The sequence below is a fragment of the Phascolarctobacterium sp. ET69 genome (assembly GCF_023336935.1).
Taxonomy (GTDB): domain Bacteria; phylum Bacillota; class Negativicutes; order Acidaminococcales; family Acidaminococcaceae; genus Fusicatenibacter_A; species Fusicatenibacter_A intestinipullorum.
The window spans coordinates 186,983-212,671 of record NZ_JAMBLR010000002.1 but is presented as its reverse complement, the minus strand read 5'-3'; the positions used below and the strand labels follow the sequence as shown (position 1 = coordinate 212,671).

The window sequence follows — 25,689 nt, the reverse complement described above, 5'->3', positions numbered from 1 at the left end:
CGGTAAGGCTTTTAATTAGCCTTACCGTTTTTTCTATAAAGTTCATTCAATTTTAAATATTTCATCACTGTATATATAAAATGCAACATACTCGAATACAATCCGCTCCAGCCATCAATAAAACCAACTTCTACAATATATGCCCTAAAAAATCCGTATGCTGCATGAAAGAATGCACTGCCTACACTGGATTTTTTATTTCGCTTATACGCATCTTCCGCCCAGATAGATGTATAATGCCCGGCTTTTTCCCACCAGTCCTGCCAATTTTCATAGGTGTAATGTTCAATATAACCTTTTAAGCCTTCTTTAGGCATATCACAAACAGGCCGTTCGTGCACTTTGCCCTCCCAATGTACACTATCGGTACGGAACATTCTTATAACTTCATCCGGCTTAAAAATGCCATGCTTATATTCAAAGCCAAAAGCATGTATACGCCGCAGCATAGAATACTGCTTTTCTTCATTTTTAGTAAGTACATTTTCTATATTAGAAATAAGCTGCGCATCTAAAAATTCATCAGCATCCATGTACAAAACCCACGGCGTTGTTACATGCTGCAAAGCAAAATTACGCTGCGCTGCAAAGTCATTATCCCACGCACGGTAAACTACTTTTGCTCCGCAGCTTTCAGCAAATTCAACAGTTTTATCCGTACTGCCGGAATCAACAATTAAAACGTTATCAGCACATTTTTGTGCATTTTGTATAACTTGCCTTATTGTTTTTTCTTCATTTTTAGTTAAAATTATTACTGTTAAATTATTTTTCATTATAACACCCATTTAATTATAACATAAAATCAAAACATCTACGAAAATATTTGCTTTTTTCTATTTTTAGATTTACAATAAAAATATATTAATTTAAATAGTTTTTATTTATAATTAACAAATTTTTAAAATTGGGGTATTTTTATGTTAGATAAACAAATTCTTCAACTCGATGACACTTTGCTTTATGGTCAAGGTTCTCATAAAAAATGTTTTTTACATCCCCATAATAAGAATCTGTGCATCAAACTCGCGTACAATAAAGGGGGACAGAAAGACCTACTTCGTGAAATAAATTATATTGATGTTTTAAACAGACGGCATAAAGATTATAGTATTTTGCCACAGTATTTTGGAAAAGTTAATACAAATTTAGGCACAGGCTATGTATTTGAGATAATTCGTGACTATAATGGTAATAAAACTCAAACTTTAGAAGATTTTATAACTTCACCAACTCTTTTTGCCGAAAATTTTGATTTAATAGTTCATCTTTTAAAAAATCTAAAAGATGAACTATATAAAAACGAAATCATAACAATGGTTTTATTTCCCGAAAATATTTTATTTCAAAAAACAGATGAAAATACTTACCGTGTACGTATTGTAAACGATATGGGCAGTGCTGTTTTAATACCATTAGAATATCATTTTAAATATTTTGCCCATACAAAAATTCTCCGCCGCTGGAAAATGTTTTTAGATGTTTTGCGTAATAAATACGCATCTCATTTATCTGAAAAACTTATTGAAGAAATCAAATAACAAAACTTTTACAAAAGCATCTTTGATATAAGATGCTTTTTTGCTTATTTCAATAATTGCCAATAAGCAAATTTAGTTATATAATTTATTTAAAGTGTGTTTAAGGAGCTTTGACATGGACTTTAGTTATGCAACATATAAAAATATCATTGATTTGTTACATGAAAATCATTACGAAATTGCTGATTTTAAAAATTACAAACAATTTAAACGACCGGCAATTTTAAGGCATGATATTGATTTTTCTATTGAAGACAGTTATAATTTTTCGCTGTTTGAAGATTCGCTCGGCGTAAAATCAACCTACTTTGTACTTTTGGCAACCGGTTTTTATAACCCGATGCTGAAAGAAAACCGGATTATGCTTAAAGATATGCTAAAACGCGGTTTCAGCATTGGACTGCATTACGACACTACAGCCTACGAAGGTGATATGGCAGCTTCAATTCAAAAAGAAAAAAGCATTTTGGAAAATATTCTGGATGCTCCTGTTGATTTATTGTCCTTTCACCGCCCTGCTCCGGAAGTTTTAGAAAACAATCTCACTTTTGATGGTATGATAAACGCTTACTCAAATGTATTTTTTAAGGAATTTAAGTACTGTTCAGATTCACGCTTCTTTTGGCGTGATAATCCTATTGATACTATAAAAAGCAATAAATATGACAAACTGCAAATTTTGACCCATGCATTTGCATGGCATAGTAGTGATTTTCCCGCCGGGTATACTTATCGCAGGTTAATTGATAAAGCAAGTTGGGAACGTTATACTTATTTAACTAAAAATATACGAAATCCTGAAGAATTTATTACTGAAAAAGAAGCCATCAACAGATGGGGAATAAAAGGAGATTTTACCAATGCTTAAAATTTATGACGATTTAGTGAATAAAAAAGCAAATCTTTCTGTTATTGGCCTTGGCTATGTTGGCATGCCATTAGCTGTTGCTTTTGCCAAACATTTAAATGTAATTGGCTACGATTTAAACAGCGCTAAAATTGATTTATACAAATCAGGCATTGACCCCACTAAAGAAGTCGGCGACGATGCAATAAAAAATACAACTATTCAATTTACTACTAATCCGGAAGATTTGCGCAAAGCCAAATTTCATATTATCGCCGTACCTACGCCTATTAATCAGGATAAAACTCCTGATTTTAAACCTATTATCGGTTCAAGTACTATTTTGGGGCAAAACTTAACCAAAGGCTCTGTTGTAGTTTATGAATCTACCGTTTATCCGGGTGTTACGGAAGATATTTGCATACCTATTTTGGAAAAAGAATCCGGCTTAAAATGCGGTGTGGATTTTAAAATCGGCTATTCGCCGGAACGTATTAACCCTGGTGATAAACTTCATCGTTTGGAAAACATTAAAAAAATTGTTTCCGGCATGGATAAAGACACTCTTGAAGCAATTGCTTCTGTTTACGAACTTGTAATAAAAGCCGGAGTACACAAAGCATCAAGCATCAAAGTTGCCGAAGCTGCTAAAGTTGCTGAAAACAGCCAGCGTGATATAAATATTGCTTTCATGAATGAACTGGCTATGGCTTTTGACAAAATGGGTATTGATACAAACGAAGTTGTTGATGCTATGAATACAAAATGGAATGCTTTAGGATTCCGCCCCGGTTTAGTTGGCGGCCACTGCATTGGCGTTGACCCATATTATTTTGTTTATGAAGCAGAAAAACTTGGTTACCACAGCCAGATTATACTTTCAGGGCGTCAGGTAAATGATGGTATGGGAAGCTTCGTCGCTGATGCAATTATTAAACAGCTTGTTTTAGCCGGTAAAGTTGTAAAAAATGCAAAAATTGCCATTTTAGGTATTACTTTTAAAGAAAACTGCCCGGATGTCCGTAATTCAAAAGTTGTAGATATCATCAAACGGTTACATGAATATGGTATTGACCCTCTCGTTGTTGACCCATGGGCTGATGCAGCAGAAGTTGAACGGGAATACAAAATTAGATTAAATACCATGGGCGAAATAAAAGAACTTGACTGTATTGTTTTAGCTGTTGCCCATAAAGAATTTGCCGAACTCGGTTTAGATAAAATCAATACTTTCTTTAGAGAAATGCCAAACGGTGAAAAAGTAATTATTGATATAAAAAATCTTTGCAATATTGAAGAATTGCATACAAAAGGATACCGTTTCTGGCGTTTATAAAATTATTAAGAAAAAATGGAGCATATCAATAGTTGATATGCTCCATTTTTTATAATTTAAATCTAATTTTTAGTATCGTATACCAGAAATAGCATTTTATTGCTTTCATAGTTTCGCCATGCTTGGAATAAAATTTACCTGCTTGTTTATAATTATGGTAATTTTTAGGCTTTTTAGGCGGCAAAGGATCATCAATATTATCCCAGAAAGAAATTTCCAAATATTTACGCCATAATTTATCATATTCTGTTAAAGCAATATCCCATGGTTTTTCGCGTCCGAAGAAATGATAAATAATGCATCCTTCGGGAACTTTACTGCCATCAAACCCCAAATGATTAAATCTGTCATCAATAAATTTTATATCCCCATCCATAACAAGATTTAAAACATCCTGGTCATGACAAGTAAATTTCTCAGCCGGGACTCCCTGATAAGCAAAACATTTCTCTGTTATATTATTGGCTTCCCACTTATTTACATCAATCCATAATGCACCGGAATTAAGATATTTACCGCTATTTAATCCAAGATAAGTGCTGCGCATATGTGAAGCTTCAGGTAAATCAGCTGCTGCAGCTAAAATTTTATCACCTAAATCTATTTCCATAAAAGGACGCATACTGTTAATGCAAATCAAATCAGCATCAATATATAAGAACTTATCTGTTACTTTCTTTAAAACCTTAGGCATATATAAACGGAAAAAACTTACGCGTTTGAAACGCGCATGTTTAATATGAAAATGGCTGAAAGGTTCCATATCCATAATATAGACAATGCAGTTTTGTTTATATTTTTCAGCAGTTTGTTTTACTTTTTGTAAATCTTTTTCGTCTGCCTCATCCGTAAAAATATGAAAAGTAAAATTCATATCTTTATTATTTTCCAAAATAGAAGTAATAGTTACGCCTGTCGGCATAAAAAAATTAATATCTATATTAAAAGCTATATGCATCATAGGCTTATCGCCGGAGGCATATTTATATTCATATGTTTTTTGTACAATTTTTTGTTTTTCAAAATACTGCCGTGTAAATTTTTTAGCAGATTCTTCATTAATTTGTACTTTCATTTTTTACTCCTACTGACCTAGCAAAATTAAAACTAACTGCCTATCTATTTTCCAACATTTTCTCTGCCGCTTCGATAACCTGCGTTACCGTAAGGCGCGTCATGCACTGCATATCGCTGCATTTGTGCTTCATACCGCCGGCACAGCCCTGACATGGCGGCTGTGCGGTTACAATAATGGCATCTTTAGTATAAGGGCCATAAAGTTTAGGGTTGCTTGGGCCATACATTGCCACAATAGGAACTTTTTGGCTGATGGCAACATGCATTGGGCCGCTGTCGTTGGTTATAATAAGGCTGCACCTGCGCATGGCTGCTGCCAGCCCACCGATGCCGAACGCACCAGTTGCAATAACAGGCACAGTTTTCATATGGCTTACGGCCTCCTGCACCATTTCTTCATCCATGGCACCGCCAAAGTACACAACTTTATAGCCATTATTTGCAAAATGGTCGGCAACTTCGGCAAAGCGTTCCGGTGCCCAGCGCTTGGTAACAACCGCGCTGCCTATATTAAAGCCTATCAGTTTATCTTTATCCGTTACGCCGTGCGCCTGCCAGAAATCTGCCGCTTCTTTAACATGGCGTTCACCCGGGAAAATTTCCAGCCCGTTATTTGTCAGGTCTTTTACGCCAAGCTGCTTCAACACGTCCAGATACATATCTGCCGCGTGCATAGTACGGTCAAGCGGCGTAAACACATCCCAGCGCCATTTAAAAATAGTATGAGTTGTGCCGGTACGCAGTTTAACACTGGTCAGCGCATCAATAAAAGAGCATCTTTCGTTAGGATGCAGGTTTATCAATACGTCAAATTTATGCTTGCTTAAATGGCGCGCGCAGGCAATTAATGCCAGAATACTGTTGTCGCGCCCTTTTTTGTCGATTGTAATTACTTCATCAAGATATGGATTAAAAAGCACTACGTCTTTTAACTTTTCATCCACCAGCATGGCAATATGGCTGTCCGGCGCAGCCTTACGCAGCGTATGAATAAACGGCGTCGTCAGCGTCAAATCGCCAAGATGCATTAAAAAGGTAACCAGTATTTTTTTGCCGTTAAGTTCAACCATTTGTTTCACCACGCTTTTTTATATAATGCCCGTACACCATTTCCGGTGTAATATCGTACATGCAGTGCCAGTCGCTGCAATGCTTTTTTAAGCAGCCTGCGCATTTGGCCGGGCTGATAATTACTGTACTGTTTTTGCTGCCGTATGGGCCTGTGCGGTCTGCCTTGGTAGGCCCGTACATGGCTATAAGCGGCTTTTTAAGCGCCGCCGCAAAGTGGAGCGGCCCTGTATCGCCGCTGATATAAAACACGCTGCCTTTAATCAGCGCTGCCAGTTCGCGCAGCGAGGTTTGCCCGATTAAATTAATCAGCTTTTCCGATTGGCATCCTTTGACGATTTCTTCGCCCTTCGGTGCGTCATCCGCTCCGCCTGCCAGCACTACGCTTGCGCCGCCTTTAATAATCATCTGCGCCAGCTTGGCGTAATTTTCCGGCGGCCACACTTTGGTTTCCCAGCGCGCACCTGGCACCATTACAACGTATTCGCCGCGCAGGCCTTTATTTTTAAGTTTTTCCGCCACGGATTTGCTTTCTTTGGTCAAATCCGGCAGCGGAAAATGTATTCCATTTACCTCTGCGCCAAGATAACGCGCAACGTCAAGATAACGCTCGATAACATGGTCTTTGCTGTGACTGCCGCAGATTGGGCGGCTGACGAACCTGCTGCCTTCGCGCATTTCGCAGTAGCCTATACGGCTCTTGCAGCCGCTTATTGCCGCCAGCACGGCGCTTTTAAACAGCCCCTGCAAATCAATCACCAAATCAAAGTGCCTGGAGTGCAGCAGCGCACGCATTTCCCTGAAATAATGCAGCTTATCGCAAAGGCCCATTTTATTAAATTTTACCTTATCAAAATAAATAACCTCGTCAATAACGGGCGGATCAGGCAAAAAGCCTGCAAACTGCGGGTGTACCAGCCACGTTATTTTTGCTTTTGGGTAACGCCTGCGCAGCGCGTCCGCAAACGGCAGCGAGTGCAGTATGTCGCCCAGCGAGCTCATTTTAATAAGTAAAATATTTTTGTATTCCATCTCACGCTATCTCTTTAACAAAATCAAGTAAACTGCCGCCTTCAAACAGGTATCCTTTAATACCTGCCGCTTCCGCGGATTCCACATCACGCGGCTTATCGCCGATTAAAAAGGCAGTATCCTTATCAATATCGTATTCTTCAAAAGCACGCAGAATCAACCCCGGCTTCGGTTTGCGGCAATCGCACTCCACGGCAAACTCTGCCACGGCGCCGCCGGGAAGATGCGGGCAGTAATAAAATTTTTCTATTTTGCCGCCTGCTTCTGCAATCTGCTGCGCCATATAATTATGCAGCTTATGCATATCGCCGACGGTATAATAGCCGCGGGCTATGCCGCTCTGATTGGTAACAACAAAAACTGTGTAACCTTTTTTGGTAAGATAGGCCAACGCTTCTTTGGCGCCGTCAATCCACTCCAGGTCTTCAATTTTGTATAAGTAAGATTTATCAATGTTTAAAACGCCGTCGCGGTCAAAAAATGCAGCCTTAAGCTTCATATTTGTAATACCCGCCGGTCTTATCCAAAAGTGCGCAGTATTCGGCTACCGCATCGTCAATATCGGTAAAGCCGCCGTCGTAGCCTGCTTCCAGAAGTTTCGTGGTATCTGCCTGCGTATAGCTCTGGTATTTTCCACGCAGAACATCCGGGAACGGAATGTATTCCAGCGTACCGCTGCCGAAATGCTTAAGCACGCCTTTGGCAAGCGTGTTGAAAGTATGCGCATGGCCGGTGCCGCAGTTGTAAACGCCGCTCAGCTCCGGATGGTCCCAGAAGAAGAAGTTTACTTTTACAACGTCTTTTACATAAATGAAGTCACGAGTCTGTTCGCCGTTGCCATAGCCGTCGATGCCTTCAAACAGTTTAACCTTGCCTTCGGCTTTCCACTGGTTGTACATCTGGAACACCATGGATGCCATTTTGCCTTTGTGGTTTTCCTGCGGGCCGTAAACGTTAAAGTAACGCAGGCCAACAAGCTGGCTGCCGGTTTTGCCAAAATAACGGCGGGCATAATTATCAAAGAAAAGTTTGGAGAACGCATAAACGTTCAGCGCTTCCTCGCACTCCGGTTTTTCGGTAAAGCCGTGCGCACCGCTGCCGTAGGTAGAAGCGGAAGAAGCGTAAATCATCTGAATTTTCCTATCTGCTGCAAAGTGCATCAGGTTTTTGGTATATTCAAAGTTATTCTGCATCATGTATTTGCCGTTGTATTCCATGGTATCGCTGCATGCGCCCTCGTGGAAAATAACGTCAATTTTTTCATGATTGAATTTGCCTGCTTTCAGTGCTTCGGCAAAATCAATTTTATCCATATAATCCAAAGCCTTTAAGCCCTGAATGTTTTTGAATTTTACCATGTTGGTAAGGTTATCAACGATAAGGATATCGTCGCGTCCGCGTTCGTTAAGGCCTTTAACGATGTTGCTGCCGATAAAGCCGGCACCGCCGGTTACAATAATCATAATTTGCCCTCCTTTACAAGCTGCGCTACTTTTTCTAATAACCCGGTTGTGGAATAACCGTCCTCAAATTTTATAATCTGTACTTCACCGGCGTATTCGCGCCCGGCTACTTCTTCAGGTTTATAATCGCCGCCCTTAACCAAAATATCGGGGCGGATTTTTTTCACAAGTTCCGTTGGCGTGTCTTCGTCAAACAGAACTACGGCGTCAACGCAGGCCAAAGCCGCCAGCACGCGTGCACGGTCAAGCTCGTGGTTCAGCGGGCGCGTTGCGCCTTTCAAACGTTTTACGGAAGCATCCGTGTTAAGCCCGACTATTAAATGCCTGCCGAGTCGTGCCGCCTGCTCCAGATACGAAACATGCCCGACATGCAGAATATCAAAGCAGCCGTTGGTGAAAACAATTTTTTCACCACAGGCACGCCAGGTATTGGCCAGCGATTCGATTTCCTGCCAGCTGAGCGTACGGTAACCGTAACCGTCCTTACGCTGCTCGGCAAGCAAATCCTTTAAAAGTTCGTCGCGGTGTACGGGGTAGGTGCCAACTTTGCCAACAACAATGCCCGCCGCACGGTTTGCCATGTAAACGGCATCTTCAAGTGCCAGCCCTCCTGCCGCACCGGCAAGCAGTGTTGCCGCAACCGTGTCGCCTGCACCGGAAACATCGAACACATCAAGCGCAGTCGCAGGGGCGTTAATAATAAGCCCGTCACGGCCTGCCAGCGTCATGCCTTTTTCGCTGCGGGTTACAACTACATTTTTTATATCATACTGCGCCGCAGCGGCACGCGCCAGACGCAATACCGGTTCATCCTCGTTAGGCACGGTTTCATGTGCTGCTTCGCACATTTCCTTTAAGTTCGGCGTAATAAAATCGCAGCCGCTGTATTTCGTCCAGTCTGCACCCTTGGGGTCAACCAGCACAGGTACTTTATACTCTCCTGCCGTTTTAATTACCCACTGCAGAAAGTTATGCGAGCATACTCCTTTGGCATAGTCCGAAACAGCGATGCCATCAAGCCCGCTGTCAATAAGGTTTAACAGCCACTCTGAAAGGCGCTCCGTTTCATCTTCAAACAGGTCTCCGACCTCTTCAAAATCAAGGCGCAGCATTTGCTGCTTGGCGCCCAAAATACGCATTTTGGTAATGGTAGAACGCTTGTCCGATTTTATCAGCCCGCTGTAATCAATGCCGGCTTCTGCCATCATGCCTTCCAGCAGGCGGCGGTTTTCGTCATCGCCGGTAACGCCGCCCACATAAACCTTACATTCCAGATGCGCCAGGTTGGCTGCTACATTTGCTGCACCGCCCAGCACGGAAGTAATACGCGTTACCTTATTTACAGGCACCGGCGCTTCCGGCGAAATGCGTTTTACATCGCCGTAAAAATAACGGTCCAGCATTACATCGCCGATAACGGCAATTTTTAACTGTTGTATTTTTTCTGCTAAAAATTTTGTGCAGCTGAGTTGTGACAATTTATTCACCATCCACCAGTTCGCAGATTATATGGCCGATTAAAATGTGCATTTCCTGTGCGCGCGCCGTTACCGGGCAGGGAATGGCGATGCAGATGTCACATTCGTCCTTCATTTTGCCGCCGCCCTGCGCCGTCATGCCAATGCACTGCATGCCTCTGGCCTTGGCTTCGGCAATAGCCGCCAGCACGTTTTTGCTGTTGCCGCTGGTAGAAATGCCAACCAGCACGTCGCCCTGCTGACCGAGCGCTTCCACCTGACGGGAAAACACGCGGTCATAGCCGTAGTCGTTGGCAACTGCTGTTAAGATGGAAGTATCAACGGTAAGTGCAATACCGGCAATGCCTTTGCGTTCTTTTTGAAAGCGCCCTACAAATTCGGCTGCCAGGTGCTGGCTGTCTGCCGCACTGCCGCCATTACCGCAAAACAGAACCTTGTGCCCGCCGGCCAGTGCATTTTTTATAATGGCAGCGGCATCAGCCACCTGCTGCATTATACCGCTTTGTGCAACAAGCTGCGCCAAAGCAATATGTTCTTCAAAACGTGTTTTGATGATATCCATAACTCACCTCTTACCAGTTCAGGAATTCATACTTAATATTCAACTGTCTGTCGCCGCCGTCAAAATGCTCCTGCTGATATTCAAAACTGATTGCCCAGCAGCAGAAACGGTGCGTCCATGTATAAGTAGTTTCATAATTTTCATGCTGGCCCATATCGTAACGGTTAACAATAGTAAAAGTATTCTTGTCATCAGGCTTATAGCTGATGCCGTTGCGCAGTTCGCGCTCCATATCAGGCTGGTCATAATCAAACAGGTTGCTCGTATATTTTTCTCTGTAATATCCTGCCCATGTATACCATTTATCGCTTATTTTCTGGCCTAAAGTGCCATAATATGCCATGGTATTAGTGGTTTCATCGGTATAACTTTCATCAACCCACTTTTTGCCTACCGATAAATCAAGGAAGGTATTTTTGCTGTTAAACAGGTAAATACGGTCATGCGTCAAAAAAGCCCCGTATTCTGTATGCCAGCTTTGCCTGCCTGTTTCTTCATTTTTCCACAGGCCTCTGTGAGCATAAACCCTGTAAGTTACAGGAATACCGTCAATAAAATAATGCGGTTTATAGTAAAAACCAATATCGTTCTTTTTATCTACCCATTCATCGTCTTCTTCAAACCAGCCGCTCTGGTAAGTAAGGTAGTAATTGCGCTGGTCGTGCTTTACTTCGGCAACCGGTTTAAAATGCCCCTGGCTGTAGTACGGCAAATCAGCCTTTAAAGTTGTGTTCTGGTCAATGTTATAATCATAGCGCAGGCGGATATACATACCTTTGTCATCGTCGCCGTCATAGCCGATGGTAGGCATCAAGCGCGATGCGCCTTCATCACCGAGTTCATTTACCCATGTGTCACGCGAATAAACGTGAGTGCCTTTAACATAAACCTTTACATCATGCGCTACCATTTTTTCTTTCGGGTAAATTTCAAAGGTCTTAGCCGTAATCAAAAGGCACGGAGAATGTTCTACCGCCGGGCAGCGCGTCATTTCGCCGCCTTCGTCCATTACCATTTTATCAGGATATATTGTGGCATGCGGAGCGCGGAAAAAGTCTTTGCCGCCCTGCCCATCAATTTTTTTAATTTCGCCGGTTTTGGTGTTAAAGTTATAATAAGCCCATTCCCCGTTCATTACACTTTTGGGTTCAACCAGCGTGCCGCCCTGTTTCAGCCATACATCGCCGGTTTTCATGTTGCCTTCGGCACGCACGGTTTTTAAAGTTTCGTTGCCCTGTGTAATTACAACATTGCCTTCGGCAACAAAATCACCGCTTACGGAATCATAACTTGCATAATCGCCGGTCATGGTTATCGGCAAAGGCTCCGACTGCGCGGCATCAATTTCTTCGCCGCTTCTTGTTTTGCCGTCGGCTTTTACGTTTTCGGCTTCCGCCTGCGTCATCTGCCTGTCAAAATCCGGCTCGGCATAACGCCCGTCACCGCTGGTATAGTTTTCTGCCCAGGCAGTGTTTAAAGTTGCTGCTGCCGCCAGGCATACGGCTGCCAAAAGTTTTTTATTCATTGCTCCGCTCCTTGCTGGTATATTTTCACAAATTTAATTTAAAACATTCTATAACAGTATAATTATAACACATTGTGCTATGCTGTTAAAGACGCACGGCCGCCGCACTTTTTAAATAATTGCAACATTTGCTGACGGCGCTCTTATATTTACCGCCTGATATGCCTAAAAACAAACGGCAGGCTGCGCCGATATAAAAATTCAACGCAGGCTGCCGCCGCTATTAATTATTTTTTCCTGTTTTCGGAGTCAAATCATATTTTTTAAGGTAACGGTACAAGGTTACGCGGCTGACATCCAGCATGCCTGCCAGCTTGCTGATATTGCCGCCGGAGGATTTCCAAGCCGCAATAAAGGCGTCTTTGTCGTACTTCCACGATTTTTCCAGAGTTTTATCGCCGGGCAGTTTGATATTTTCCGCTTCGATAATGCTTCCCGGTGTATGGAAGAAAGCCTGCTCAATAACGCCCTGCAACTGCTTGATATTGCCCGGCCAGCTGCAGCTCTTTAAAAGCTCCAATGCTTCCGGTGAAAGGCGTTTCGGGGAAAGATTATGCTGCGCCGACATTTCCGCCAGAATATGTGCTGCAATAACTTCAATATCCTTGCTGCGCTCGCGCAGAGGCGGAACGCGGATAGTAGTATCAAGTACCAGCTCATACAAAGAACGGCTGAACAGGCCCTTGTCTGCCAGGCGTTTAAGGTTGGAATCGCAGGCAGCAATTACGCGCACATTAAGTTTTTTGCGCATGCCCGTTTCTTTATTTAAAAGGCCGTTTTTCAAAGCGTCTGCCAGTTTGTCGCCCATTTCAACCGGCAGTTTCTCCACTTCGTCCAAAAACAGCGTGCCGCCCATGGAAAGCTCCAGCTTGCCTGCCGTCGGCTGATGGTCGCCGTCCTCGCTGCCGAAAAATTCTTCTTCCAGCGTGCTTATAGGCGCATTGGAACATTTAACAACAATCAGCGGTGCGGCTGCGCGCGGGCTGGCCTGATGAATGCCGTGTGCCAAGCGCTGCTTACCGGTGCCCGGTTCGCCCTGCAAAAGAATATTGTTGTCGCTGCGGGCAATGCGCGAAGCCTTATGCTGCAAAGCAAGGAACTCGCTCGTTTCGCCAACCATGCTGTACAGGCTGTAGCGGGAGCTGTAACCCGTTGCATGGGCAATGGTCGTTTTCAAGTCTTCAATCGACATGCTCATAACCAGCGCGCTTTCAACCTCGCTGCCAACTTTTACCGGCATAACGGTGGTAATATCTTCATAAGTGCGGTCCTGCGTAATCCAGGTAATTTCGCGGCGGTGCGTAGGCGTACCCTGCAAAGCCTTTTTAATGGGAATATGCTCATAATTAAGGAAAATATCCTCAAGGTTTTCCCTGCCTTCAAGGCGCTTTTTAGCATTGCTGTTGCAGTATTTCAGCTTCTCGTCCTGCCCAATCCAGTAAACGGCAACCGGCAGTTCTTCCATCATCATTTTCTGGATACTCCAGTATTCAAGCATCTTCAAATGCTGCTCAATGGCATATTTCATTGTTAAAAGCAGCGAAAGCAGAAGGTCGTACGGCAAGTCGTTCTGGTCCAGCGAGAAGAACGAAATGATATAGCGGATTTTGCCGTCAACACAAATCGGTGCGCTGCAGGCATCGCCGGAATGGCTGTCCTTAATCCACATTTCCGGTCCGAACATTAAAAACGGCACATTATGTTCACGCGCAATGCTGATGCTGGAAGTACCAACATCTTCTTCAAGCACGCGCATGCCCTGAATATCTTCAATTACGCGCTGAAAGAACGGCAGGGCATAGTTTTTAATAACATAGCCATCCTCGTCTATCAGCAGCATGCTTAAATTATGAATGTTAAAATGCTGCTTGCTCTGCTCATAAAGCCCGTCAACATATTTTACAATAAATTCATGCGTGCGCTGATGCTCGACGATTTCCTCGCGGCTCAGCTTGTTGATTTTCGGCATTGTTTCATGAGGCAGTTTCATTTTGCGGCAGCGCTGCCACGATTCTGCCACCCACGGATGTACGTTGGGGTCGACAATGCCTTCTTCCATAAATTTTTTATAATATAACGCCAGTTTTTCCTTATTGCGCCTTTCGCGAATCATTAAAGCTCCCCCTTAAATATATTTAAGCCGTTTCGCCGTTTTCAATCAAAACACGGCGGGCCCCATAATAATGTTCTTTCCAGTAACCGGTATCAAGCGAATCAAGCACCACCCCGCGCGAAGTGGACGCGCTCCAGAACTTGCCGCTGCCGGCATAAATCCCCACATGCGAAGCGCCGCTGGCATATGTGGAAAAGAACACCAAATCTCCAGGTTTAAGTTTGCTTTTCAGCACAAAAATACCGTCCAGCACCTGCGCATCGGCCGTGCGCGGCAGCTTGGCATCATGCCTGCCGAAAACATACTGCACATAAGCACTGCAGTCAAACCCCTTCGGCGTTGTGCCGCCGAATTTATAAGGCACGCCCTTGTATTTGGCGGCAGTTTTTACAATATCTTTGCCGCGTACATCGGCTATGCCTTCCATTTTAAAGGCTTCCCACGAAATTTTATTATAAGTTTTGGTATCAAGCTTGCCGCTTTTTTTCAGCCCATGTTCCTTCTGAAATTTTTTAATGGCTTCGGTTGTATCTTTGCTGATACGCCCGTCCTTGCGGTCAACATCATACCCTAAAAGTTCCAGCTTTTGCTGCGCCACCGTCAACTTCCAGTCACGGGCAGGCGCCTTGGTTTTATTTTTGGCCATTGCCAGAGACGGCAGCAGGCACACCAATAAAAGGCAGCAAATAACTGTCAGCCAGCTTTTTTTGCGCATAACAGTCCTCCCTTCATTCCTAAAACGGCTTTTTAATAAAATAAATTTTTCAAAATATTACACAACGGGAAAAACGCTTTGCAAATAAGCAACTTATAATACACTTTTCGAGTATATTATAACGCATTTAACAGTTTTTGAAAAATCTTTTTTAACAACTTTGTGCTTTCTCAGTGTAAAAAATAATCCGCAGCCCATCAATTATCCGCCGTTTTAAAAATGATTGATATTTTTAGCAGCATATGTATAAAAATCTGTAAAATTTACAGCCGGCAAAATGCCGCGCCTTTAAAAATTTACATTCCAGCAAATTGCACCGCCACTATGTTTGTGCTACACTAAAAACGAGGTTTGTTTAAAATGAAAAGGTTTACATTTATTATTTTTACAATTTTAATAATGCTGTTTTCTGCTGCCTGCAAAAACGAAACCAAAGCCCCTGCACTTGGCAGCGGCTCAGTTTATTTTACCGTGTACGATATTACGGCGCCTGCCGAAGGGCAGATTTTGGGGCTTATTCTAGAAAAAGGCGACCGCATCGGCAAAGAGCAGCCCCTGTTTGCCATAGACGACAAGCAGCTTGCGGAAGAAATAAAACAGGCAGACGCCAATGCAGCCCGCGCCGAAGCAGAACTGAAAATAATGCAGAACGGGCAAAGCAGCCCCAATAACGGCGCAGCACTTGCCGCAGCGCAGCAGCAATACGAACAGGCCAGCGCCACAGAAGCAAAAATGGCATCACTTTATAAAATAGGCGCCATTGCCCGCAGGCAGTATGAAGCGGCTTCTGCCGAAAAATCAGCGGCACTGGCAGCTTTAAACGCCGCTCAAAATGCCGGCAGCCTTGTTAAGGCATCAGCCGAAGCCATTGCCCAAAAACAGGAAGAACTTAAAACTTTAAAGAAGCAATATAACGCCCTTATGCAAAAACAGCTGGCACTGGAAACCGAAAGCCCCTGTACCGGCATTGTTGAAGAAAAATACCATAATGCGGGCGAAACCGCCGCTGCCGGAGAAAAAATCCTCAGCATCCGCGATTTGGAAAATTGCAGCGTAAACATCAAAATATCCGCACAGGCGGCGCAAAGCCTTAAAACGGGGCAAAAAGTAACCGCCCATGCCCAAGGCATAAATAAAACCTTTAACGGCAGCATTGCCAAAATAGAAAACGGCCTTGCAGAAATAAATATCGACAACACTTCGCTCGATTTAAAAGAAGGAACCGAAGTAACCGTAAGCGCCGTAAATTAATGGCGATTTCACAATTCTGTGTTATAATAAACTTAACAAAGCATAAAGGAGGATCTTACTATGGCATTACTTGATAAAATTGGCGAATTCGCTAAAATTGCGGCTAATAAAACCGAAGAAATTACCAAAACCATCGGTGAAAAAGCAGAAGCCGCTCTGGAGATCCAAAAATTAACCTCCCTCGTAGGGAAAGAAGAAAGCAAAATTGAAAGCACCTACAAAAAAATGGGCAAAATGGTTTGGGAAAAATCACAAAACTGCGATTGCCTGCCCGATGAATTTAAAGAAGAATGTGAAGCAATTAAAGCAAGCCTTGCCGCAATAGATGATTTGAAATTTAAAATTGCCAACATTAAGGCAACTGCCTTTAACGGCGACGAACCCAAAACCACCTGCCCTAACTGTGGTGCAGCCGTAGGCATCAGCGCCAAATTCTGCAGCGAATGCGGCAGCAAAATGGAACCAGTTGAAACTGCAAAAACAGTGGAAGCTGAAGTAGTTTCCGAAAGTGCCGAACATAAAACCGAAGCGGAAGCAGAAGTTGAAGTTATTACCGAAGAAACAAAGCCGGAAGAAGCTAAACCGGAAACCGAAGCTGCCGAAGAAGCAAAACCGGCTGACAAACAATAACTAAATATTTAAACTTACAGCGTTATTAACTGCGCCTCAAAAGCGATACCTGGCTTTTGCAGGTGCAGTTTTTATATTATTTTCAGAAAACATTATGGCACAGAAATGCTATAATTATATTATCTGTTTAAAATTTTATGCAGCGAGGGGTTTTAACATGCAGCAAACCAATAGTTTTAAAGGCATTGTTATGCTGTTATTATGTTCGTTTATCTGGGGCACGGCCTTTGTTGCCCAAAGCGTCGGTGCCGATTTGCTCGGCCCGTTTAGTTTTAACGGCATACGTTCTTTTTTAGGCGCATTTTTTCTTGTTCCCTGCATTGCCGTAATCGACAGGCTTTCCGGCAAACCGCTTTCCTTCTGGGGAACTGATGACAGCCACAAGCGCGGCGACCTTATTACCGGCGGTCTCTGCTGCGGCGTGCTTTTAACCATTGCCAGCACTTTGCAGCAAACCGGCATCGCTTACACATCCGCAGGCAAAGCCGGGTTTATAACGGCGCTGTATATTGTTATAATCCCGATTTTAGGGCTGCTTGTAAAAAAACATGTAACTTTTATGCAGTGGACTGCCGTTGCCGTTGCCGCTGCCGGTATGTATTTCATCTGCATTAACGAAGGCTTTTCCATCAACAAAGGAGATTTAATCGTACTTGCCTGTGCCGTAGTTTTTGCCGTGCACATCATGGCCATTGAGCGTTTTACCCAGCTTGTTGACCCGGTGCGAATGTCAGCCATTCAGTTTTTCGTCTGCGGCATGTTAAGCCTGCCGGTTATAATCTGGGCCGAACAGCCGGAGCTTTCCGCCATCACCGCGGCCTGGCTGCCGCTGGCACACGCCGGAATTATGAGCTGCGGCATTGCCTATACCCTGCAAATCGCCGGGCAAAAATATGTTAACGTAATCCTTGCTTCTATCCTGCTGAGCCTGGAATCCGTCTTTTCCGTACTCGCCGGGTGGATGTTCCTCGGCGAAACGCTCTCCATGCGCGAAATCAGCGGCTGCGTGCTCGTTTTTGCCGCAATCCTGCTCGCGCAGATGCCCGAAAGAAAATAAAACATATCATAAACACACAAAAGCTGACGTTAAGTTAACGCCAGCTTTTTTATTTCTCCATAAAGTTTTCAGCTATAAATTCAAAACGTCAGCGCACCGGTAAGGTAGCATACAACTGTCATAATCAGCGTAGTGCCAAAAGCCCAGAAGAACATAAATTTCTGGTGGTCAATTAAATTAACACGCGATACGCTGATTAAAACCAATGTTGCCGCTGCCAGCGGGCTTACCGGGAAACCTACCGTCATCTGCCCAAGCACAGCTGCACGGCCGATTTGCACCGGATCGATGCCAAGAGAAGCTGCCATTTCATAAATAACCGGCAGCACACCGAAGTAATAAGCATCCGTAGGAAATACAAGGCTTAAAGGCATACTCGTTACTGCTACGGAAAGCGGCAGCAGGCTGCCCATATGTTCAGGAATTAACGAAACAAGAGTCTTAGCCATTTCCGTAATCATTTTGGTTTCGGAAAGAATACCGGTAAAACACCCTGCCGAGAAAATTAAAGTTACTATCATCAAAACTTCACCGGCATATGCTTTCAAACGTTTTGTCTGTTCTTCAAGATTAGGATAGTTTACCGTAATTGCCAATGCAAAACCTATCATAAAAATAGTCGCCATCGGCATAATATCCATCAGCAGTACCACAATCATCAAAACAGTCAAAATGCAGTTAAACCAGAAAAGCTGCGGCCTTTTGGCACTCTGGTCTTCGCCGAGGCCATCAAAAGTATGCTCGTCAATATGCATAACTCCGAGTCTTTTGCGTTCCTTTTTTCCAACATAGTAGCAGGCAAACAATACCCAGGCAATGCCAACAGCCATGGCAGGTACAATCGGAGTAAAAATTGCAGAAGAATCAGCATGCAAAACCGCCATAACACGCGTTGTCGGCCCGCTCCACGGAAGCGGATTCATAACGCCTGCCGCCATACCTACTGCAAACGGCAAAATAAGAGGATTCATTTTTAATTTAGTGGTAATCGGCAGCATGGCAGAAACGGAAATAATAAAAGTAGTCGTACCGTCGCCGTCCAGCGAAACAAGCATAGCCAGAACCGCCGCACCAATTGTAATCTTTACAGGGTCGCCCTTTACAAGTTTTAAAATTCTGTTGACCATGGGATCAAATAACCCTGCATCAATCATAATGCCGAAATAAATTACAGCAAAAATAGGTATCATTGCCGAAGGAGTAACCTTAATTACACCGGCAATCATCATTTTGCCTATATCAAAACCAAAACCGCCAATTATTGCTGCAATAACAGGTATGCCAATCAGCGCCGACTGAATTGACAATTTTTTGGTCATTGTAACATACAAAAATATGATAATGGTAGCAAAGCCTAAAACAGCTATCATAATTCTACCTCCCCGTTATAAAACCAAATAAATCAACAATTAAATATGGGTATCGTTTTCTTTTATAATTTTTACCATCTCACAGCACGCATCAACCAAATGGTTAACTATTTTTTCTCCGCGTTCTGCGCTGGATGCAAACGGATTACCCATTACACCCTGCTTGGTAACGTCAATCATATCCATATAAAGATTGAACGGAACACCTTTAACCATACCCTTTTTAAGGCCGTTTACAGGAACGCCTTTATACTCTTTAATGTTTTCAACCGGATTAAGCAAATCCATACGCATATCTTCCGGATATAAATAAAGCATTACCGATGTCAGAGGATCTCCGCCATGGCCGGAAGAATCAGGGCCTTCACCATAAATTTCTTTTTTTGCTTCAGGAGTTAAGCCCTGCCATAAATCTATCGAAAAACATACAATTCCCTTTTCGCGGCGTAATTTTCTTGCCACATCTTCAATAGTGGGTGTATTTCCAGCATGGCCGTTAATGAAAAAGATTTTTGTAATACCGTGCTCGGTAAGGCTTTCCACAACATCTGTAATAACGGCTTCTACCGTGGAAGGGCGGAGCGATATTGTACCCGGGAAACAGCGGAAATATTCACTGCAGCCAAACGGAATAACAGGGACGTAATAAGCACCGGCTTTTTCCGCTACACGTTTGGCAATAGCTTCAGCAGCCAGATAATCGCCGGTTAAAGAATGTATTCCCTGCTGTTCGGTAGAACCCATAGGAATAATAACAACCGGGTCATTTTTAAATACTTCTTCGATTTCTTTCCAGGTCATATGATACAAAGCATGTTTTTCCATATTCTCCACTCCCTTTTATCAATTTATTATAATATTATAATATTATAATTTTCTGAAAAAAGCAAGAAAACCTTTTGGCAACTGTGCAGGCAATGTGGTATTATTAAAGTATCAATAATAAAGGGAACTTGATAATGAGACAAACACTTAATTTTAAAATTTATCAGGATTTATACAACAAAATACGCAGCCATTTTTATAAACCGGGCGAACAGCTGCCTACCGAAAGCGCGCTGGCAGAGCGTTATAGCACCAGCCTCTCTCCCATACGCCAGGCATTAGGAAAACTGGAAAGCGAGCAGCTTATTGTACGCATGCCAGGCAAAGGCACTTTTGTTTCCAGCTCTTTACCATGGGAAAATATGCTTTTAATGAGCGGTTTTGGCGTACACTTTATAGACAAAAAGGTAGATAGTGATTCCGTACACTGCCAAACATTAAAATGCTGCAAAAAAGCGATGGACGAACAGCAATGCAGCGTATTTAAAACCGACCCGGCAAAACTTTTTACATACGTTGCCCGCGTTCGTTATGTCGATGGAAAACCGTTATTTTTCCTTAACCATTATTTTGAAAAACCGGAACCGGAAGAAGTAATTGCTGCCGGTGAAATAAAATCCATACGCAGCTTTTTATCAAAACACGGCTTAAAAACTGCTTATGTACAGGAACGCGTTAAAGCAGTGGCTGCCGATAAAGAACTTGGCAATCTCTTTTCCGTTCCGTTCGGCTTTCCGCTTTTAAAAATCGTCCGCAAAGAGCTTAACGAAAACTACGAACCGATTATTTTCGGCGAATATTATGTAAATTCCGATGTTTGGGATTACCGCGTGCAGTACAGCGCCGGAGAATTATAAGCAAATCTTATCAATTAGTATTTTTGTGAGATTGAATATCATAATATTATAATCTTTTGTTGGGAGGTAATAATATGTCAGCCATTCAAAAAATGATGCAGGAACTTGAACCTGAATATATAAAAATCAGGCGCTACCTGCACCAGCATCCGGAATTAAGCTTTCAGGAAGAAAATACCACAAAATTCATAAAAGACGAATTAAATAAATACGGTATCGAAGTTTATGACAACAAAGGTTTTACCGGTGCTGTCGGCGTTTTACATGGTGCAATGCCCGGAAAAACAATCGCATTAAGGGCCGATATCGACGCGCTGCCGGTTAAGGAAAATACAGGGTTGGAATTTGCATCCGTAAACGAAGGATGCTGCCATGCCTGCGGACACGATTTGCATATGACTTCACTGCTTGCGGCAGCCCGGCTTTTGAGCAAATACCGCCAGCACCTGCACGGTACAGTAAAATTCTTTTTCCAGCCGGCGGAAGAAAAACTCGGCGGTTCTGAAACCATTATTAACAACGGATTTTTAGATGATGTTGACGCTGTTTTCGGCGTACATACCTGGCCGGATGTTCCCGGCGGTTCAATCGGCATTAAATACGGCCCGATGATGGCCGGTTCCGACAGTTTTAAAATTACAATTACCGCTCCCGGCGGCCATGCAGCGCACCCGCATAAAACACCGGACCCGATTGCTGCAGCTGCTTATATGATTACTCAGCTTCAAACCATAGTTTCGCGCGAACTTAATCCGCTCGATTCCGCTGTTATTACCGTAGGCAAAATGACGGCAGGCACTGCAGCCAATATCATTCCTTCAGAAGTAGTGCTTGAAGGTTCCATGCGCTATCTGGTGCCGGAAACACGCAGGCAAATACACGAAAGCATTAAACGCATTGCCGACGGCACGGCGCTGGCACTGCGCGTACACGCCGAAACGGAAATTATACCCGGCTGCGGGCCTGTTATAGGAGCAGATAATCTTGTAGGTATGATAGAAACTTCCGCTGCAAAACTTTTAGGCAACGATAAAGTAAGTATTCTCCCCTCCGCGTCTATGGGTTCGGAAGATTTTTCCTTCTATCTTGCTAAAAAACCGGGGGCATTTTTCCGTATCGGCACTGGCATGGCAGACCCAAACTCGCATCTTGCCCTGCATAACGGAAAGCTGCTTTTCAGCGAGGACGCTATTTCAGCCGGGGCTGTAACATTCTGCGGCATTGTTTTCCTGTTTACCGGCTCGGATTTTTCTATGCTGGAGTAAGATAAAAAACAAAATCCACCTGTTTGGACTCAAAGGTTAAGCAATCTTTAAACCTTCCATAACAGGTGGATTTTTTATATCTAAGTCAATTATTTTATTTAAAATATACCGTTAGCAACCTGCAATCACCCAAGCTTTTTCAGTGTAATTTTTTCCAAAACTTCCACGCCAGCCTGTAAACCATCGATATTAAAATGCATATTAGGGTCGTGCAGCCCAGGTTCGGCAGCAACGCCGACGCCAAAATAAGCCGATTTTAATTTAGGATATGTTTTAGCAAAGTAATGGAAATCTTCACCGCCGGGATTTACAAGTTCTTCGCCGAGATTTTCTTCACCCACGACTTCTTTAATGCACTCTGCAACTTCGGCAGTAAGCTCTTTATCAAGCACTGCTGCTGGAATAACTCCGCCCGGTAAGCTAAATTCTGCCGTTGCCCCGTAAGCAGCGGCAACATTTTCTGCAGCTTTCTGCAGTTTGCCAAGCAATTCTGTCATACCTTCATTTTCCTGGCAGCGCACGTCAAAAGTTATCTCCGCATGGTCTGGAATAATATTATACGCATTGCCGCCACCATTAACGGCTGTAGCTTTGCAAGACCAGGAAATTACCGGATTAATTCTAACCCCAGACGCCGCATTGATAACCGCCGCTGCTGCTTCAACAGCGTTAACACCCAAATGCGGGCGCGAACCGTGACAGCTTTGCCCTGTAATTTTTACTTTGGCAAAGGTGCTTGAAGCATGCCTTACAGCAGGCGATAATTTGCCAAACGGCAAATCCTGCACTGGACGGATATGCAGCCCGACAGCAATATCGACGTCTTCTAGCACACCAGCGTCAATTACAGCCAGCGCGCCTTTTAAAGTTTCCTCGCCCTGTTGAAACAAAATTTTTAAAGTTCCTTTTTTTATTTTATCTTTTAAGTTAGAAGCCGCTGCCAAAACCATAGAGCAGTGCGCATCATGCCCACAGGCGTGTATTGCTTTATGCTCGCCGTTAATAACAAACGGCAGCGCATCCATATCTGCACGCAAAAGCATTACTGGTCCTGGTTCCGCACCCTTTACTACACCTACAACGCCGGTTCCGCCAACATTCGTTGTAACTTTGTAACCAAGTTCTCTTAATTTATCTGCAAGATAAGCAGAAGTTTTAAATTCTTGAAAGCCTATTTCCGGAATTTGGTGTAAATCATGAAAAATATCTTTTACATTTAAAATAGCCATATTATCCTCCTCTAAAAACAACAACCAACAACAATTATTTTACCAAAATTTGAAAAAATTATAACACATCGTTTTTTAAATAGCAACACTAAAATTTATTTTAAAAATTCTAAAAATAAATTTTCAACTTCGTCTTGACATTGCGCATTTTTGTCAATATAATAAAGACAAATTTGTTGCATTATTTGTTTTTGTTGTTTGATAGGAGGGTATTATGGAGAAAAATGAGAAAAAACTCACTAACTTTGATTCCGAAGAATGGCGTGTAGGGCCAAAGGCTTTTATTTCCTTAGCCGCTGCAATTTTATTCTTTTCCGGAATAATGACCGGCTTTGACGGTATGAAATGGCTCAGCGCATTTGACTTCAGTACACTGATAGGCAAATTCGGCACCGTTAAAACGCTTGGCAAGGATACATTTGTCGGCACCGGCGGGCTGGGTGCACGCGGCGGTTTTATGTTTGCGCTGTCACTTGTGCCAAGCGTAATGCTGGCAATCGGCTGTCTTGAAGTTTTATCGCACTACGGAGCTATTAAAGCTGCCCACAAACTTTTAACACCATTGCTGCGACCATTGCTCGGCGTACCGGGTTTAACCGGGCTAGCACTGATTACCGACCTGCAAAGCACAGATGCCGGTGCGGCATTAACCAAAGAACTATACGACCAGGACCTGATAACAAAAAAAGAGCTTACAATCATCGGCTCATGGCAATATTCCGGTGCAGGACTTATCAACAACTATTTTGCTATCGGTTCTGCTCTGTTTTCTTATTTAACCGTGCCGCTGCTTGTACCTTTTTTACTGATGTTTGTTTTTAAATTTGTCGGCGCCATGTTTGTGCGCTTTGTTTTAAATACTGTTTACAAGGAGGATTTTAAAAATGAGTAACGGCGTTCAAGCAAAAAACGTATCCGGCAATCCGTTTGATATTTTCGTTATCGGTGCCCGCAAGGGTTTTAATATAGCAATCAACAATCTTGTACCTAACATCTTAATGGCTTATGCCGTTGCAGAAATACTCAATTTGCTTGGTGTTATGAGTTTTTTAGGCAATGTCTTCGGACCGGCAATGACACTGTTTGGACTGCCAGGCGAAGCCGTTACGGTAGTGCTTACTGCTTGGCTTTCCAGTTCTGCTTCTGTAGGGCTTGCAGCTAACATGGCAGCAAACGGCATGCTTGACTCACGCCACATTACGATTCTGATGCCCTGCTTCTTTTTGCTTGGGGCACAACTGCAATATATGGGCAGGCTTTTAGGCGTAGCCGATGTACCAAAAAAATACTGGCCGCTTTTAATGCTTGCCAGCCTTCTCAACGCACTCTGCGCTATGATTATCATGAATTTATTCTTTGCTTGATAATTTAATAATACGGTATAAAGCAAAAATACCTTCTGCCAAACGCGGCGGAAGGTATTTTGGTTTTATTTATCTTCAACAACCAGTTTTAAAACATCAGGCCTTGCATAATGGCCGCATACATCAAATTCCATACGGCTTGCAGCCACTTTGCTCATATCAAGCTCGGCATAAATAACAGCTTCTTTGTCCCATACCGGTTCTGTCAGGTAATGCCCATAAGGGTCAACAATGCAGCTGCCGCCGCGGCACACTTTTTCAGGCAGTTTAGCAATTTCATCCTGCGCCTGCAAATCTGCCGGGTAAGTATCACGTGTAAAATACATATCGCAGTTTATAAAATAGCAGTGGCCTTCAATAGCTATATGCTTAATTGTGCTTTGCCATTCATCATTATCATTGGTATTTGGCGAAATATACAGAGTAATGCCTTTTTGATAAAGCGCAGCCCTTGCCAGCGGCATATAGCTTTCCCAGCAAATCATACTGCCCATTGGCCCCCACGGCGTTTCGGCAACCGGGAAATAGTTTTTGTCGGCATCACCCCATACCACGCGTTCCGAACCGGTAGGTTTTAATTTGCGGTGTACAATAATTTCACCTTCCGGTGAAAAGAACAAATTAGTATTATACAGCGTTGCCGTTACGGCATCACGTTCAGATACGCCAATACTGAGCCAGGCACCTGCGTCTTTTGCCGCTTTTGCCAAAAGCGCCGTTTCAGGTCCAGGTACAACAATGCTGTTTTCATAATACCGCAGCCAATCTTTACGCCCCGCTTCATTTCTGCTGCCAACAGTAAAACCAAAAGTCATTCCGTAAGGATATCCCGGTATAAACAATTCCGGAAATACAATTAATTCAGCCTTGTTTTCAGCACATTCTTTAATGAGTGCCACTGCCTTTTCCACACAGGCTTTTTTATCAAACAATACAGGAGCAGCCTGTACCACAGCAATCTTGCAGCTCTTTTGCCAATCTTTCATAAATCCTCCCTCTGCATTCACACAAAACCCCGGCAGTAACGGCTGCCGGGGTTTAATACTGCCATTAATCAATTAAATTTTAATGAAGTTTAAAACGC

Annotated in this window: 25 protein-coding genes; 10 read left to right on the top strand and 15 right to left on the bottom strand. The window is 43.2% G+C overall.

Going from position 1 to position 25,689, the window contains the following annotated elements:
• Positions 1-11: 11 nt before the first annotated feature.
• Entirely contained in the window at positions 12-776 is a 765-nt protein-coding gene (locus M3079_RS03835; RefSeq protein ID WP_249077325.1) for a glycosyltransferase family 2 protein, read from the bottom strand.
• 144 nt (positions 777-920) lie between these two features.
• Here M3079_RS03835 and M3079_RS03830 point away from each other — a divergent pair, with 144 nt between their 5' ends.
• The 3 genes from M3079_RS03830 to M3079_RS03820 all read left to right on the top strand — a co-directional run bounded on the left by M3079_RS03830 (position 921) and on the right by M3079_RS03820 (position 3,724).
• On the top strand, positions 921-1,541 hold the full coding sequence (locus M3079_RS03830; RefSeq protein ID WP_249077324.1) for a YrbL family protein: 621 nt from the start codon (positions 921-923) through the stop codon (positions 1,539-1,541).
• Positions 1,542-1,656: 115 nt separating this feature from the next.
• Positions 1,657-2,409 (top strand): hypothetical protein, encoded by a 753-nt coding sequence (locus M3079_RS03825; protein WP_249077323.1) that lies wholly within the window; start codon positions 1,657-1,659, stop codon positions 2,407-2,409.
• On the top strand, positions 2,402-3,724 hold the full coding sequence (locus tag M3079_RS03820; protein ID WP_249077322.1) for a nucleotide sugar dehydrogenase: 1,323 nt from the start codon (positions 2,402-2,404) through the stop codon (positions 3,722-3,724). The genes M3079_RS03825 and M3079_RS03820 overlap by 8 nt, the downstream gene beginning before the upstream one ends.
• Before the next feature lie 49 nt (positions 3,725-3,773).
• Here M3079_RS03820 and M3079_RS03815 read toward each other — a convergent pair whose 3' ends face one another.
• From M3079_RS03815 to M3079_RS03770, 10 genes are all read right to left on the bottom strand, one after another.
• Positions 3,774-4,799, bottom strand: a complete 1,026-nt coding sequence (locus M3079_RS03815) for a glycosyltransferase family 8 protein (protein ID WP_249077321.1) — start codon at positions 4,797-4,799, stop codon at positions 3,774-3,776.
• A gap of 40 nt (positions 4,800-4,839) precedes the next feature.
• Positions 4,840-5,871, bottom strand: a complete 1,032-nt coding sequence (locus M3079_RS03810; RefSeq protein ID WP_249077320.1) for a glycosyltransferase family 9 protein — start codon at positions 5,869-5,871, stop codon at positions 4,840-4,842.
• The gene (waaF, locus tag M3079_RS03805; protein ID WP_249077319.1) at positions 5,864-6,901 is read right to left on the bottom strand and encodes a lipopolysaccharide heptosyltransferase II; all 1,038 of its coding nucleotides are present in this window, start codon (positions 6,899-6,901) and stop codon (positions 5,864-5,866) included. The genes M3079_RS03810 and waaF overlap by 8 nt, the downstream gene beginning before the upstream one ends.
• A 1-nt stretch (position 6,902) precedes the next feature.
• Positions 6,903-7,400 (bottom strand): HAD family hydrolase, encoded by a 498-nt coding sequence (locus M3079_RS03800; RefSeq protein ID WP_249077318.1) that lies wholly within the window; start codon positions 7,398-7,400, stop codon positions 6,903-6,905.
• Positions 7,390-8,364 (bottom strand): ADP-glyceromanno-heptose 6-epimerase, encoded by a 975-nt coding sequence (gene rfaD, locus M3079_RS03795; RefSeq protein WP_249077317.1) that lies wholly within the window; start codon positions 8,362-8,364, stop codon positions 7,390-7,392. The genes M3079_RS03800 and rfaD overlap by 11 nt, the downstream gene beginning before the upstream one ends.
• Entirely contained in the window at positions 8,361-9,854 is a 1,494-nt protein-coding gene (gene rfaE1, locus M3079_RS03790; RefSeq protein WP_349293327.1) for a D-glycero-beta-D-manno-heptose-7-phosphate kinase, read from the bottom strand. The genes rfaD and rfaE1 overlap by 4 nt, the downstream gene beginning before the upstream one ends.
• Positions 9,844-10,404, bottom strand: coding sequence for a D-sedoheptulose 7-phosphate isomerase (gmhA, locus tag M3079_RS03785; protein WP_249077316.1), 561 nt, complete (start codon positions 10,402-10,404; stop codon positions 9,844-9,846). Before gmhA ends, rfaE1 begins: the two co-directional genes overlap by 11 nt.
• A gap of 10 nt (positions 10,405-10,414) precedes the next feature.
• Entirely contained in the window at positions 10,415-11,929 is a 1,515-nt protein-coding gene (locus tag M3079_RS03780; protein WP_249077314.1) for an OstA-like protein, read from the bottom strand.
• A 223-nt stretch (positions 11,930-12,152) separates the two neighbouring features.
• A complete protein-coding gene (locus tag M3079_RS03775; RefSeq protein ID WP_249077313.1) occupies positions 12,153-14,042 on the bottom strand; it encodes a sigma 54-interacting transcriptional regulator in 1,890 nt (629 codons plus the stop codon).
• A 22-nt stretch (positions 14,043-14,064) separates the two neighbouring features.
• The gene (locus M3079_RS03770; protein WP_249077312.1) at positions 14,065-14,757 is read right to left on the bottom strand and encodes an NlpC/P60 family protein; all 693 of its coding nucleotides are present in this window, start codon (positions 14,755-14,757) and stop codon (positions 14,065-14,067) included.
• Positions 14,758-15,117: 360 nt separating this feature from the next.
• Between M3079_RS03770 and M3079_RS03765 the strand changes: the two genes are divergently transcribed.
• The 3 genes from M3079_RS03765 (at position 15,118) to M3079_RS03755 (ending at position 17,695) form a co-directional block, all read left to right on the top strand.
• A complete protein-coding gene (locus M3079_RS03765; protein WP_249077311.1) occupies positions 15,118-16,008 on the top strand; it encodes an HlyD family secretion protein in 891 nt (296 codons plus the stop codon).
• Positions 16,009-16,068: 60 nt separating this feature from the next.
• Entirely contained in the window at positions 16,069-16,638 is a 570-nt protein-coding gene (locus tag M3079_RS03760) for a zinc ribbon domain-containing protein (RefSeq protein ID WP_249077310.1), read from the top strand.
• A gap of 157 nt (positions 16,639-16,795) precedes the next feature.
• Complete coding sequence (locus M3079_RS03755) at positions 16,796-17,695, top strand: DMT family transporter (protein WP_249077309.1); 900 nt, start codon at positions 16,796-16,798, stop codon at positions 17,693-17,695.
• 80 nt (positions 17,696-17,775) lie between these two features.
• On the opposite strand, the gene M3079_RS03750 is transcribed toward M3079_RS03755, so the two are convergent.
• A complete protein-coding gene (locus tag M3079_RS03750) occupies positions 17,776-19,065 on the bottom strand; it encodes a citrate:proton symporter (protein ID WP_249077308.1) in 1,290 nt (429 codons plus the stop codon).
• A 39-nt stretch (positions 19,066-19,104) separates the two neighbouring features.
• Positions 19,105-19,890 carry a creatininase family protein gene (locus M3079_RS03745; RefSeq protein WP_021716101.1) on the bottom strand — a complete coding sequence of 262 codons (786 nt, stop codon included), beginning with the start codon at positions 19,888-19,890 and terminating at the stop codon, positions 19,105-19,107.
• Between the two features lie 134 nt (positions 19,891-20,024).
• Here M3079_RS03745 and M3079_RS03740 point away from each other — a divergent pair, with 134 nt between their 5' ends.
• Positions 20,025-20,747 (top strand): GntR family transcriptional regulator, encoded by a 723-nt coding sequence (locus M3079_RS03740; protein ID WP_249077307.1) that lies wholly within the window; start codon positions 20,025-20,027, stop codon positions 20,745-20,747.
• 74 nt (positions 20,748-20,821) lie between these two features.
• Entirely contained in the window at positions 20,822-22,012 is a 1,191-nt protein-coding gene (locus M3079_RS03735) for a M20 family metallopeptidase (protein WP_249077306.1), read from the top strand.
• Between the two features lie 125 nt (positions 22,013-22,137).
• On the opposite strand, the gene M3079_RS03730 is transcribed toward M3079_RS03735, so the two are convergent.
• Positions 22,138-23,241, bottom strand: coding sequence for an amidohydrolase (locus tag M3079_RS03730; protein WP_249077304.1), 1,104 nt, complete (start codon positions 23,239-23,241; stop codon positions 22,138-22,140).
• 214 nt (positions 23,242-23,455) lie between these two features.
• Between M3079_RS03730 and M3079_RS03725 the strand changes: the two genes are divergently transcribed.
• Together M3079_RS03725 and M3079_RS03720 are read left to right on the top strand one after the other, a co-directional pair.
• Positions 23,456-24,133 (top strand): nucleoside recognition domain-containing protein, encoded by a 678-nt coding sequence (locus M3079_RS03725; RefSeq protein ID WP_021716097.1) that lies wholly within the window; start codon positions 23,456-23,458, stop codon positions 24,131-24,133.
• Entirely contained in the window at positions 24,126-24,605 is a 480-nt protein-coding gene (locus tag M3079_RS03720) for a YjiG family protein (protein WP_249077303.1), read from the top strand. The genes M3079_RS03725 and M3079_RS03720 overlap by 8 nt, the downstream gene beginning before the upstream one ends.
• Before the next feature lie 65 nt (positions 24,606-24,670).
• On the opposite strand, the gene M3079_RS03715 is transcribed toward M3079_RS03720, so the two are convergent.
• Positions 24,671-25,591: a carbon-nitrogen hydrolase family protein gene (locus M3079_RS03715; RefSeq protein WP_249077302.1), complete on the bottom strand. Its 921-nt coding sequence runs from the start codon at positions 25,589-25,591 to the stop codon at positions 24,671-24,673.
• Positions 25,592-25,689 lie beyond the last annotated feature (98 nt).